Genomic DNA, 12,523 nt, shown 5'->3' on the forward strand with positions numbered 1-12,523 from the left:
GGTCGCGGGTTAAACAAGCCACGTCGAGATCACGGACTACTCGTCCAAGAACGTCACGGCATCCGCGACGGTCGCCCTTGATGTCCGATAGCTGTTCACCTTGTGGCTGTGATCGGCGTAGCCGAAGGAGATGCCGCAGACGACGCGGCGGTCGTCGGGCAGGTTGAAGTGACGGCGGATCAGGCCGGAATGGCGGGCGAGCGCCGCCTGCGGGATGGTGCCGAGCCCGAGCGCCTGGGCCGCCAGCATGAAATTGCTGACATAGGCGCCGCAATCGATCGCGCCGTAAATGCCGAGCGGCTCGTTGGTGTGGATAACAGCGACATGCGGCGCCCCGAAGAAATTGTAGTTCTCCAGCGCCTGTTTTGCATACGCCGCCTTGTCGCCGCGCGCGATGCCCAGCGTGTTGTAGAGCTGGAAGCCGCTTTCGCGGCGGCGCTCGAGATAGACCCCGACATATTCGCGCGGCGGCGTGAAGTCATGGTCGTCCTTGGCGCCGGATGCCGCCTCGGCATAGATCGATTTGCGGAACCGTTCCTTGGCCTCGCCGCTCGCAATCAGGACCTGCCACGGCTGGCTGTTGCACCAGGACGCGGTGCGCTGCGCCACGTTGAGCACATGCTCGATGATCTCCCGCGGCACTTCGCGCGGCAGGAAGGCGCGAACGGAGTAGCGCTCGTTGAGGAGCTCTTCGAGCACGCCGATGCGATCTTCCGTCGTGTAACGCGGGCTTGGCGTTTTCGCATCCATGGTCAGCGTCCTTTGGTTGGGATCTTGTTGAACGGCACGTCCTTGTCGACGCGGATATCACCGGGCAGACCGAGCACACGTTCGGCGATGATGTTGCGCAAAATTTCATCGGTGCCGCCGGCGATCCGCATCGACGGTGAAGTGAGCAGCATCTGCTGGAACTGGCCGCTTGCCACTTCCTCCGAAGCGCCCGTGAGCGCACCGGCGGCGCCTTCCAGGTCCATCGCGTAAGTCGCGATGTCCTGCAGCATGGTGCCCGCGACGAGCTTGCCGATCGAGTTCTCCGGTCCCGGCCGCTCGCCCTTGGAGAGCGAAGAGATCGCGCGGTAGCTGGTGTATTTCAGTCCGCTTGTCTTCACGGCCCAGCTCGCGAGCTTCGAGCGCACGGCGGGATCGTCGATCGCAAGCCCGTCCTCCGTCATCAAATTCGAGCAGAACTCGAACATTTCCGGAAAGCCGGTCGCAAGCCGCGCGCCGATCGACATACGCTCGTTCATCAAGGTGGTCAGCGAGACGTTCCAGCCGTCGCCGACCGCGCCAAGCCGCTGGCTGTCCGGGATCACGACGTCGGTGAAATAGACCTCGTTGAACTCCTGCATGCTATTGGCCTGCTTGATCGGGCGGACTTCGACGCCTTTGCTCTTCATGTCCAGGAAGAACATGGTGAGGCCCTTGTGCTTTGGCACGTTGGGATCGGTGCGCGTGATCAAAAGCCCGTAATCGGAATAGTGCGCGCCGGAGGTCCAGATCTTCTGGCCGTTGATGATCCAGTTGTCGCCCTGCTTTTCCGCGCGCGTGCGCAGCCCTGCGACGTCAGAGCCGCCGGCCGGCTCGGAGAAGAGCTGGCACCAGATCTCTTCGCCCGAAGCGAGCTTCGGCAGATAGCGACGCTTATGCTCCTCGCTGCCATAGGCCATCACGGTTGGGCCGCACATGCCCTCGCCGATCTGGAACGGCTGGGTCAATTTGCCGTAGATGCCCTCTTCCTGCTGCCAGATCACCTTCTCGATCGGCGATGCACCGCGGCCGCCATATTCCTTCGGCCAGTGCAGGCAGGCCCAGCCGGCCTCTGCCTTCTTCTTCTGCCAGGCCTTGCCGACGTCGACGATCTCGGCCTTCTCCAGCCGGATACGGCCGAGCGACGACCTTGACAGCTCCGCCTCATACTCCTTGGGCGCGTTGGCCTCGACCCATTTGCGCGCCTCGGCGCGGAAGGCGGCTTCCTCCGGGGTGTCGTCGAAGTTCATTGGCGCTTCCTTTTTGTTCGTCATTCCGGGGCGCGCGAAGCGCGAACCCGGAATCTCGATCCACAATCTCCGGATTCCGGGTTCGCCGCTGCGCGGCGCCCCGGAATGACGCGCGATCTACGCGCGGCCTTTGGTCGGTATCTGGTTGAACGGCACGTCCTTGTCGACCCTGATATCACCTGGCAATCCCAGTACCCGTTCGGCGATGATGTTGCGCATGATCTCGTCGGTGCCGCCCTCGACGCGGGTGCCGGGCGCGCGCAGCAGCATCGCCTGGAACTTGCCGGCGAGTTCCGCATCCGTCCCGCTCAGCACGCCGGCGGCGCCCTGCAGGTCGAGCGCGTACATCGCGACTTCCTGGATCATCGATCCCGCCACCAATTTACCGATGGAATTCTCCGGGCCCGGTCGCTCGCCCTTCGACAGGGCCGAGATCGCGCGCATGCTGGTGTATTTCAACCCGCTCGCCTTCACCGCATAGTTTGCAAGCCTTGAACGAACACTGCGATCTTCGATCGCGGGGCCGTCCTCCAGCATCAAACTGTTGCAGAACTCGAACAGTTCCGGGAAACCGGTCGAGACGCCGGCGCCGATCGACATGCGCTCATTCATCAGCGTGGTCAGCGAGACATTCCAGCCGTCATTGACTTCGCCGAGCCGCTGATGATCCGGGATCCTGACGTCGGTGAAATAGACCTCGTTGAAGTCGGATTGCCCGCTCGCCTGCTTGATCGGCCTGACTTCGACGCCTGGGCTCTTCATGTCCAGGAAGAACATCGTCAGGCCCTTGTGCTTGGGCACGGTCGGATCGGTGCGGGTCAGCAGGATGCCGTAGTCGGAATAATGCGCGCCCGATGTCCAGATCTTCTGGCCGTTGATGATCCACTCGTCGCCCTTCCTCTCCGCACGGGTACGAAGCCCCGCGACGTCGGACCCGCCTGCGGGCTCGGAGAAGAGTTGGCACCAGATCTTTTCGCCCGAGGCCAGCGGCGGCAGATAGTGGCGCTTATGTTCCTCGCGGGCGAACGCCATCATGGTCGGGCCGCACATGCCGTGGCCGATGATGAACATCGCGCTGAGCCTGCCGAACGGACCCTCCTCCTGCTGCCAGATCACGCGCTCGATCGGCGAGGCGCCACGGCCGCCATATTCCTTCGGCCAGTGCAGACAGGCCCAGCCGGCATCCGCCTTCTTCTTCTGCCAGGCCTTTGCGACCTCGAGGATGTTGGCATTCTTGAGCTGGACGCGGCCGAGCGAGGATTTGCGCAGCTCTTCCTCATATTGCTTCGGCGCGTTCGCCGCGATCCAGGCTCTCGCCTCGGCGCGGAACGCGGCTTCCTGCGGGGTGTCGTCGAAATTCATGTTCTAAAATCCTCGGCCGTGTTTCGTGGCGTCGTAGGATGGGTAGAGCGCAGCGAAACCCATCATTTGCCGCCACCGGTTTGATGGTTTCGCTTCGCTCTGCCCATCCTACGGTCTTACAACTTAGGCTGCCGCGTTCTTCTTGCGCATGCGGTCGATCAGGGCGTCCTCCCAATAAGAGACGCTGCCGAGGCCGAGCGCGGTGGCATTGGCGCGGCGGTAGTACATGTGGCAGTCGAACTCCCAGGTGAAACCCATGCCGCCATGGACTTGGATGTTGTTCTTGGCGCAGTGCTGGAACGCCTGCGTCGCGCTGATCCGCGCCGCGGCGGCCGCTTCCGGCAACTCCGCGGCGTTAGTCGAGAGCGCCCAGGCGCCGTAGTAGCAATTGGAACGCGCCAGCGTCGCCGAGACATACATGTCGGCGAGGATGTGCTTGACCGCCTGGAACGAGCCGATCGGCCGGCCGAAGGCGATGCGATCGAGCGCGTAATCACGCCCCATCTCCAGCGCGCGGTCGGCGCCGCCGACCTGCTCGAACGCCAGCAGCACCGCGGCGCGGTCGAGCACTTGCGTGATGATGCCCCAGCCTTCGCCGGTGGCGCCGAGCGGCTCGGCCTTGGCGTTGGTGAAAGTGAGCTCCGCCTGGCCGCGGGTCGGATCGAGATTGGTCAATTCCTTGACCTCGACGCCGCTCCCCTTGAGATCGACGAGGAACAGCGAGATATCGGCATCACGTCCGGTCGAGCCGGTGCGCGCGGCCACCACCGCGAAATCGGCGATGGCGCCGTCCGGCACCGGCTTCTTGGTGCCGTTGAGCGCTGCGCCCGCCGCAGTGAGCTTGATCGCCTTCGGCGACGGATTGCCCTTGCCCTCGAACAGCGCCAGCGTGCCGATGGCTTCGCCTGCGGCGATCTTCGGCAGCCATTTCTGCTTCTGCGCATCGCTGCCGGCGAGCATCAAGGCTTCGGCCGCCAGATACACGGTCGAAGAGAACGGCACCGGCGCCAGCGCCCGGCCCATCTCCTCCGCGATCACACAGAGCTCAAGATGGCCCGCGCCCGCACCGCCGAACTGTTCGGGGATCGCGACGCCGAGAAAGCCCATCTCGGCGAGGCCCCTCCAGAGGTCCCTGTCATAGGCGGCCTTGCCATCCAGCACAGTGCGCACCGCTTTCGGCGGGCATTGTTCGCTGAGGAATTTCCGCGCCTCGTCGCGCATCTGCTTCTGTTCGTCGGAGAAATCGAAGTTCATGGCATTTCACTCGGGTTGATGATGCGTAACAAGGAACTGTCATTCCGAGGCGCGCGAAGCGCGAACCCGGAATCCATCGCGCCACGCGCGCAAGCGGAGAAATGGATTCCGGGTTCGCCGCTGCGCGGCGCCCGGGAATGACGAGTGGCGAGTGTTGATTTTCATTGCAGCACGATCACATCTGCGTCGGGTGTGTCGGCATAGAGCTTTTCCACCAGCGCGGCGCGGCGCTCGAGGCCGGCGCGCTGGTTGATGTAGCCCTTGTCGGTGAGTTCGTTGCCGTCGATCGAGGGCGGTTCGACCATCAGCATCGCGCGCGAGATACGCCGGCTGCTGGCGCCGGCGACGGACGCATTGTGCGCCTCCAGTCCGCGCCTGAAACAGGCGATCACCTCGGGATGCTTCACCGCGCCTTCGAAGCTTGCGTTGGGATCGCCCATGATCTGCCGGCAGGCGTGAAGATTGGGCCAAGCGAGCAGGCCGATAAAGGGGCGATCCTGTCCGGCCACCAGCGCATCGTGCACGACAGGCGTAGCGGCCGCGATCGCATCGGTGCGGAGCGAGCCGACATGCACGAAGGTGCCGGTCGTGAGCTTGAAATCCTCGACCACGCGGCCGGCAAAGATGATGCCCTGCACGGGATCCTCGGGGTCGACGAACACGCCGGCATCGCCGATGCAGTAGAAGCCTTCCTCGTCGAACACCGATCTGGTGAGTTCGGGCTGGCCGAAATAGCCGGGCGTCACGTTGACGCCGCGCAGACGCAACTCATATTTCGCGCCGCACGGCACCATCTTCAGTTCAACGCCGGGGAACGGCAGTCCGATCAGGCCGACGCGCTCGGTGTCCCAATAGGTGCCAGTCGAGGTCGGCGCGGTCTCGGTCGAGCCCCATCCGGTATAGAACACGATGCGCTCGCCGGTGGAGCGGACCGCAAGCGCCTGCATCCGATCGTAGAGATCATCCGGCAGCCGCGCGCCGCCATAAGCCATCACGGAAAGATTCCTGAAGAAGCTGCGGCAGAGCACATCGTCCTTTTCCATCGCCGCCGCCAGTGCGGCGTAGCCGGCGGGGACGTTGGCGTAATAGGTCGGCGAGATCTCGCGCAGGTTACGGATGGTCTCGTCGAACTGGCCCGGCATCGGCCGGCCGTCGTCGATATAGAGCGTGCCGCCATCGATCAGCACCGGGTTGAACAGCGCATTACCGCCCATGGTGTGATTCCAGGGCATCCAGTCCAGAAAAGTCGCGAGCGGACCATTGGGATCGCGCGGCCGCACCTGCATCATCATCGCGGCATTGGCGCACATCATCTCCTGGGTGTTGATGACGGCCTTGGGCATGCCGGTCGAGCCCGAGGTGAACAATAGCTTTCCGACCGTTTGCGGCGTGATCTGCGCGATCGACGCTTCGACATCGTCCGTCACCGGCGTTGCCGCCAGCTCGGCGAAACTGACGCTCTTGATGCCATCGCAAGGGCGAGCGACGTGAACGACGGTGACGCCATCAAGATCAAGCGCGCGCAGCGCCTTCTCGAAGGTGGGGCCATCCTGCACCATGATCACGGCCGGCTTGACCAGGTCGAACAAATATTTGAGCTTGAGATGATCCTGGCTCATCAGCGAATAGGCTGGCGACACAGGCGCCGCCGGCAGCCGCGCCTGCATCGCCGCCTGTGTCATCAGCGCGTGCTCGATTGAATTGCCTGATAGGATCGTGACCGGACGTCCGGCATCGAGCTTCAGATTGAGCAGGCCTTGCGTGAGCGCATCCACCGTGCGCTTGGCTTCGGCGTAGGACAGGTTGCGCCATTGCCGCTCGGGGCCGGTGCGCTGGGCGAGCCAGGTCCGCTCCGGTGCCTGCTTCGCCCATTTGGCGAGCGAAGCTGGAATATGCTTCTCGTAGGGGCTGAGCGGAATGCGCGACTTCAGGACGATCGCGCCGTCGTCTCGACGCTCGATCGCGATGTCGCGCGGCAGCCATTCGATCTTGCGAAAGCCCGGCTTTTCCAGCACCGCGGCTGCACTCCCACTCATTTTGCGTCTCCCGGAATTTCTTGTCCTTTGCGGATCTTTGTTGCTATCGCCTGATATACACAGGCTTTCGTTTTTCGAGAAAGGCCCTGATACCTTCCGCAAAATCTTCCGAACGGCTGCACAGGACCTGGTTGCGGTCCTCCATCGCGATGACAGCTTCCAGCGATCCGGCATCGACGCTCATGTTGAGGCATTCCTTCGAGAGCCGCAGGCCCACGGGCGACGCCGTCAGCATCGCCTCGACATAAGGCTGGGCCGCCGCATCAAGTCCGCCCTCTTCGACCACCTCCGAGACAAGGCCGACCGCGAGCGCGCGCTCCGCACCAATGAAGCGGCCGGTGAGGATCAGTTCGGACGCAACAGAGACGCCGACGAGACGCGGCAGGAAATAGCTGGTGCCGATATCGCAGCCACCAAGGCCGAGCTTGATGAAAGCGCAATTCATTCGCGCCGATCTGGTCGCGATGCGGATATCGGAAGCGAGCGCCAGTGCGAAGCCGCCGCCGGCGGCCGCGCCCTGGATCAGCGCAATGATCGGCTGCGGACAGCGCCGCATCAGCATCACGATGTCAGCGATGCGCCGCTGCGAGTCCAGCGACTCGGTGACCCCAGGCGGCTCCTGCTGCCCGGCGCGACGCTGCATCGCGTGCTTGAGGTCAAGGCCGGCGCAGAAATTCTCACCCGCGCCTTTCAGCACCACGACACGCGTGTCGCGGTTGCGCTGCAGGCCCTGGAAGTAGGCATTCAGCGCATCGATCAGCGAGGGATCGAGCGCGTTCAGGCTCTCGGGGCGATTGAGGGTCACCCGATCGACGCCGTCGTGATGTTCGATCAGAAGCGGTTGGGTCACGCTTAACTCCTGCTTCACCCGAACGCGATGCCAGTTACTGCGCCCTCTCCCCTTGTGGGAGAGGGCTACGCCGGCACCAACCCTGCATTCGATACGGTGAGGGGTTGCGAGCCGGAGAGAACCCCTCATCCGTCGCGGATTTCATCCGCGCCACCTTCTCCCACAAGGGGAGAAGGGAAACCTACCGCGGGGCCATGCGGATGGCGCCGTCGAGACGGATGGTTTCGCCGTTGAGCATTGCGTTCTCGACGATGTGCACCGCGAGCGCACCATATTCGTCGGGCTCGCCGAGGCGGGCCGGATGCGGCACCTGGGCGCCGAGGCTCTTGCGCGCCTCCTCGTTCAGACCCATCAGCAGCGGCGTGAAGAAGATGCCGGGCGCGATGGTGTTGACGCGGATCTTCAGGCTGGCGAGGTCGCGGGCCGCCGGCAAGGTCAGGCCGACGATGCCGCCCTTCGAGGCGGAATAGGCGATCTGGCCGATCTGGCCTTCATAGGCTGCGACCGAGGCGGTGTTGACGACGACGCCGCGCTCTTCGCCGATCGGCTGCGCCGTGGCGAGCCGCTCCGCGAACAGGCGCAGCACGTTGAAGGTGCCGATCAGGTTGACATTGATGATGCGCGTGAACTTCTCCAGCGGATAGACGCCGTCCTTGCCGACGATGCGCTGCGAGCCGCCGATGCCGGCGCAGTTCATCAGCACGCGCGCGATGCCGTGCGCGGCTTCCGCCTTGGCGATCGCGGCCTTCACCTGCTCCTCGCTGGTGACGTCGGCATGAAGCGCGACGCCCTTCACCTCCGCCGCGACCTTCTCGGCGTTCTCCTTGTTCTGGTCGAGCACGCCGATCTTGGCGCCTTTGGCGGCCATGGCGCGCGCGGTGGCGGCACCAAGGCCGGAGCCACCGCCGGTGATGAGAACAGCAACGTCTTTCAACTGCATGGGTACAACCTTTCCTTGGGCGTTTCTTTCTCTAGACTTGGGACTTCCAGAACTCGAAGGTCACTCGGCTGCAGCACCTTGCTTTGACGGGTTGAGCATGCCGCCGAAGATCAGCGCTTCCATATGCTTGATATATTCGCGGCAAACGTCGTCGGTGACCGGGCCGACGCCGGTCGCGCGCGACATCGCGTGGCGGCCGAAGAACAGGTGATCGCAGGCGCCGATCAGGCTGGTGTAGAACAGCACCGGATCGACCTCGCGGAATTCGCCGGCTCGTACACCCTCATCCAGCAGGCGGCGATGGAAATCCAGCAGCGGCGCGATGAAGAATTTTGACACTTCGTCGGCGGCCTCCGGGCTGCTCTCGTGCAGGAGATAATGGATCAGCCGGTTCATATAGGGAAACTGGTGATAGGCGCGGATGATGCCAGCGATGTGCAGCCGCAGCTTGGCGGTCGGCGCGATCGGCTGCGCGACCAGATATTCGAGCTGCGACATCTCGGTTGCGGCATCGCGCGCGAGCAGCGCCAGCAATAGCCCGTCCTTGTTCCCGAAATGATATTTCACCAGCGCGGCGTTGACGCCGGACTTCTGGGCAATGTCGGACAGCGACACGTCGATCGAAGCGCGCTCGATCATCAATTCGCTCGCGGCGACCAATAGCTTTTCCGCCGTGGCGTTTCTGCCCGTCGGAAGGCGCGTTGGTATACTGGTATTTAGCTGTGCTGCCATCTTCCCTGCCGGAACGTCCGCCGGGCAGATAACCCGATGCCGCGCCCGACCTCAAGAGTTAATTGATTGATTGACTAAATCCGTAGCCGCCCTTTTAATCCCGCCATCTTTGAAACGCCCATCCAGAACACTTAAGGGAGACCAAGCATGGCCGAGGCCTATATCGTCGCCGCTGCTCGCACCGCCGGCGGCCGCAAGGGGGGACGTCTTGCCGGCTGGCATCCGGCCGACCTGGCCGCGACCGTTCTGGACGCGCTGGTCGAACGTTCCGGCGCCGATCCCGCCCTGGTCGAGGACGTGATCATGGGCTGCGTGATGCAGGCCGGCGAGCAATCCAACAACATCGCGCGCAACGCGGTGATGGCCTCCAAGCTGCCGGAAAGCGTGCCCGGCACCTCGATCGACCGGCAATGCGGTTCCTCGCAGCAGGCGCTGCATTTCGCGGCGCAGGCCGTGATGTCCGGCTCGATGGACATCGTGATCGCCGCCGGTGTGGAATCGATGACACGGGTGCCGATGGGCCTTGCCTCGTCGCTGCCGCAGAAGAACGGTTTCGGCTACTACAAGAGCCCGAACATCGAGAAGCGCTATCCCAACATCATGTTCAGCCAGTTCACCGGCGCGGAGATGATGGCGGAGAAATACGGCCTCTCCAAAGACGAGCTGGATGAGTATTCCTATAACAGCCACCAGCGCGCGATTGCGGCAACCCAGGCCGGCCACTTCAAGGACGAGATCGTGCCGGTGCAGATCACCCGCGCCGACGGCACCACCGATACCCATCACATCGACGAAGGCATCCGCTTCGATGCCAGCCGCGAGGGCATCAAGGGCGTCAAGCTGATCGCCGAGAACGGCAAGCTGACGGCGGCGAGCTCGAGCCAGATCTGCGACGGCGCCTCCGGCGTGCTCGTCGTCAACGAAAAGGGGCTGAAGCAGCTCGGCGTCAAGCCGATGGCGCGCATGCACCACATGAGCATGCTGGGCCATGACCCGGTGATCATGCTTGAGGCGCCGCTGCCCGCCACCGAACGCGCGCTGAAGAAGGCCGGCATGACAATCGACGACATCGATCTGTTCGAGGTCAACGAAGCCTTTGCCTCGGTGCCGACAGCGTGGCTGAAAACCACCGGCGCCGATCCCGCAAGGCTCAACGTCAATGGCGGCGCGATCGCGCTCGGCCATCCGCTCGGCGGCTCCGGCACCAAGTTGATGACGACGCTCATCAATGCGCTCAAGCAGCGCAACAAGCGCTACGGCCTGCAGACCATGTGCGAAGGCGGCGGCATGGCGAATGTGACGATCGTGGAGCGGCTGTAAGCCGCTTCCGTTTGGTCGCAACAGCGACCACGCAAAAAGTGTCGTCCCGGGCTTGACCCGGGACCCATAACCACAGGGTTTCGTGGTTATGCCCGGCTGGAAGCTCTAGCCCAATTTCAAAACCACGCTCGGTGGTTATGGGTCCCCGCCTTCGCGGGGACGACAGAAAATCCTTGAGGAAACGTTCGTGACCCACCCCTCGATCCACGCTCGCACGCATCCGGACAAGATCGCCTATCGGATGGCTGCTACCAGCAAGGCGATCACCTATCGCGAGCTCGACGAGCTCTCGAACCAGGGCGCGCATCTGTTCCGTTCGCTCGGACTGAAGGCCGGCGACCACATCGCCTTCTTGATGGAGAACCGGCTCGCCTTCATGGAGATCTGCTGGGCGGCGCAGCGCGCGGGACTCTATTACACCGCGATCAGCCGTTACCTGAAGCAGGACGAGATCGCCTATATCATCAAGGACTGCGGCGCCAAGGTCTTCATCACCTCGCCGAGGTGTGCCGAGCAGGTGAAGGGCCTCATCAAGGGCGAGCCGGGCGAACCATTGTGGTTCATGCTGGACGAGCCGCTGCCGGGCTTCCGCTCCTTCGACAAGGAAGCGATCGTGCAGCCGACCACGCCGATCAAGGATGAAATCGCCGGCTACGACATGCTCTATTCCTCCGGCACCACCGGCCGGCCCAAGGGCATCAAGAAGCAGTTCGAGGGTAACCCGATCGACGTCCCGAACCCGTTCCTGCGGGTGCTGTGCGCCGACATGTGCGGCATGAACGCGGACACCGTCTATCTGTCGCCGGCGCCGCTCTATCACGCCGCTCCGCTGCGCTTCAACATGATGGCGATCGTGCTCGGCGGCACCTCTGTTATCATGGAATCCTTCGACGCCGAGGAATTCCTGAAGCTGGTCGAGAAGCACAAGGTGACGCAATCGCAGCTCGTGCCGACCATGTTCGTGCGCATGCTGAAGCTGCCGGACGAGGTGCGCACGCGCTACGACGTCTCCTCGCTGAAGGGCGCGATCCATGCCGCGGCGCCCTGCCCGGTCGACGTCAAGGCCAAGATGATCGAGTGGTGGGGGCCGATCCTGATCGAATATTACGCAGGCTCCGAGGGCAATGGCGTCACGGTGTCAACCTCGCAGCAATGGCTGGAGCACCGCGGCACAGTCGGCCGCGCTGTGGTCGGCAAGGTCAAGATCCTGGACGAGAACGACGAGGAATTGCCGCCCGGCGAGATCGGCACGGTCTATTTCGCCGATGCGCCAGCATTCACCTATCACAACGATCCCGAGAAGACGAAGCGCGCCTATAACGCCAAGGGCTGGTCGACGCTCGGCGACGTCGGCTATCTCGACAAGGAAGATTTCCTCTATCTCACCGACCGCAAGAGCTACATGATCATCTCCGGCGGCGTGAACATCTATCCGCAGGAGACCGAGGACGTGCTGATCACGCATCCTGCGGTTTCCGACGTTGCGGTGTTCGGCGTGCCTAACGATGAGATGGGCGAGGAGGTCAAGGCCGTGGTGCAGCCGCACGACATGGCTGCGGCCGGCAAGGAGCTGGAGGCCGAACTGATCGCCTTCTGCAAATCGCGGCTGTCTGCAATCAAATGCCCGCGCTCGATCGATTTCGAAGCCGAGCTGCCGCGCACGCCGACCGGCAAGCTGGTCAAGCGCCACCTCCGCGACCGCTACTGGCCGAAGCCGGCGAAGGCATAAGAGTGTAGTTGTAGTGTTGTCGTAGAGCCTGAGAACCAATTCGGTTTTCGGGTAGACGGCATCCGAAGTAGCGGATGTTGAAGACCTCGACGGTGGAGCGGGGCGGGATTTGCGCGCCGCTATGGTTTGGCGCAGCTATGGGTTGGCGAGGCGATGTCCCTGCAGGATGTTGTTGGTGAGGGCGTACCAGAGCACGACGGCTCGGACCTTTTCGATGCCGCGCACCGTCAATTGCCTGAGGTCCCAGTTGCGCCAGCGGGCATGGATGCATTCGCAGATCGAGCGGGCCTGGTACTGTGCCTT

Annotated in this window: 10 protein-coding genes and 1 pseudogene; 2 read left to right on the forward strand and 9 right to left on the reverse strand. The window is 63.4% G+C overall.

Annotated elements, in window-relative coordinates:
• Nucleotides 1-36: 36 nt before the first annotated feature.
• From YY7_RS0131960 to YY7_RS0132000, 8 genes are all read right to left on the reverse strand, one after another.
• Entirely contained in the window at nucleotides 37-750 is a 714-nt protein-coding gene (locus tag YY7_RS0131960) for a nitroreductase (protein ID WP_051397040.1), read from the reverse strand.
• 2 nt (nucleotides 751-752) lie between these two features.
• Nucleotides 753-1,997 carry an acyl-CoA dehydrogenase gene (locus YY7_RS0131965; protein ID WP_028166784.1) on the reverse strand — a complete coding sequence of 415 codons (1,245 nt, stop codon included), beginning with the start codon at nucleotides 1,995-1,997 and terminating at the stop codon, nucleotides 753-755.
• Nucleotides 1,998-2,114: 117 nt separating this feature from the next.
• Nucleotides 2,115-3,359, reverse strand: coding sequence for an acyl-CoA dehydrogenase (locus tag YY7_RS0131970; protein ID WP_028166785.1), 1,245 nt, complete (start codon nucleotides 3,357-3,359; stop codon nucleotides 2,115-2,117).
• Between the two features lie 123 nt (nucleotides 3,360-3,482).
• A complete protein-coding gene (locus tag YY7_RS0131975) occupies nucleotides 3,483-4,613 on the reverse strand; it encodes an acyl-CoA dehydrogenase family protein (RefSeq protein ID WP_028166786.1) in 1,131 nt (376 codons plus the stop codon).
• A gap of 161 nt (nucleotides 4,614-4,774) precedes the next feature.
• Nucleotides 4,775-6,649: an AMP-binding protein gene (locus YY7_RS0131985; RefSeq protein ID WP_028166787.1), complete on the reverse strand. Its 1,875-nt coding sequence runs from the start codon at nucleotides 6,647-6,649 to the stop codon at nucleotides 4,775-4,777.
• A 43-nt stretch (nucleotides 6,650-6,692) separates the two neighbouring features.
• Nucleotides 6,693-7,499, reverse strand: coding sequence for an enoyl-CoA hydratase/isomerase family protein (locus tag YY7_RS0131990; protein WP_028166788.1), 807 nt, complete (start codon nucleotides 7,497-7,499; stop codon nucleotides 6,693-6,695).
• Nucleotides 7,500-7,680: 181 nt separating this feature from the next.
• Nucleotides 7,681-8,439, reverse strand: a complete 759-nt coding sequence (locus YY7_RS0131995) for an SDR family NAD(P)-dependent oxidoreductase (protein ID WP_028166789.1) — start codon at nucleotides 8,437-8,439, stop codon at nucleotides 7,681-7,683.
• A 60-nt stretch (nucleotides 8,440-8,499) separates the two neighbouring features.
• Nucleotides 8,500-9,171 (reverse strand): TetR family transcriptional regulator, encoded by a 672-nt coding sequence (locus YY7_RS0132000; RefSeq protein WP_028166790.1) that lies wholly within the window; start codon nucleotides 9,169-9,171, stop codon nucleotides 8,500-8,502.
• A 147-nt stretch (nucleotides 9,172-9,318) separates the two neighbouring features.
• On the opposite strand from YY7_RS0132000, the gene YY7_RS0132005 reads away from it, so the two are divergent.
• Together YY7_RS0132005 and YY7_RS0132010 are read left to right on the forward strand one after the other, a co-directional pair.
• Nucleotides 9,319-10,491, forward strand: coding sequence for an acetyl-CoA C-acetyltransferase (locus YY7_RS0132005; RefSeq protein WP_028166791.1), 1,173 nt, complete (start codon nucleotides 9,319-9,321; stop codon nucleotides 10,489-10,491).
• A gap of 187 nt (nucleotides 10,492-10,678) precedes the next feature.
• On the forward strand, nucleotides 10,679-12,220 hold the full coding sequence (locus YY7_RS0132010) for an acyl-CoA synthetase (RefSeq protein WP_028166792.1): 1,542 nt from the start codon (nucleotides 10,679-10,681) through the stop codon (nucleotides 12,218-12,220).
• Between the two features lie 135 nt (nucleotides 12,221-12,355).
• Here the strand turns inward: YY7_RS0132010 and YY7_RS60810 are convergent.
• Nucleotides 12,356-12,523, reverse strand: a pseudogene (locus YY7_RS60810) (IS5/IS1182 family transposase); the annotation flags it as partial.

The sequence above is a fragment of the Bradyrhizobium elkanii WSM2783 genome (assembly GCF_000472865.1).
Lineage (GTDB): Bacteria > Pseudomonadota > Alphaproteobacteria > Rhizobiales > Xanthobacteraceae > Bradyrhizobium > Bradyrhizobium elkanii_A.

Excerpts from the sequence above, each read along its gene's own strand:
- YY7_RS0131960 (WP_051397040.1), bottom strand. The coding sequence starts at position 750 with ATGGATGCGAAAACGCCAAGCCCGCGTTACACGACGGAAGATCGCATC.
- YY7_RS0131965 (WP_028166784.1), bottom strand. The coding sequence starts at position 1,997 with ATGAACTTCGACGACACCCCGGAGGAAGCCGCCTTCCGCGCCGAGGCG.
- YY7_RS0131970 (WP_028166785.1), bottom strand. The coding sequence starts at position 3,359 with ATGAATTTCGACGACACCCCGCAGGAAGCCGCGTTCCGCGCCGAGGCG.
- YY7_RS0131975 (WP_028166786.1), bottom strand. The coding sequence starts at position 4,613 with ATGAACTTCGATTTCTCCGACGAACAGAAGCAGATGCGCGACGAGGCG.
- YY7_RS0131985 (WP_028166787.1), bottom strand. The coding sequence starts at position 6,649 with ATGAGTGGGAGTGCAGCCGCGGTGCTGGAAAAGCCGGGCTTTCGCAAG.
- YY7_RS0131995 (WP_028166789.1), bottom strand. The coding sequence starts at position 8,439 with ATGCAGTTGAAAGACGTTGCTGTTCTCATCACCGGCGGTGGCTCCGGC.
- YY7_RS0132000 (WP_028166790.1), bottom strand. The coding sequence starts at position 9,171 with ATGGCAGCACAGCTAAATACCAGTATACCAACGCGCCTTCCGACGGGC.
- YY7_RS0132005 (WP_028166791.1), top strand. The coding sequence starts at position 9,319 with ATGGCCGAGGCCTATATCGTCGCCGCTGCTCGCACCGCCGGCGGCCGC.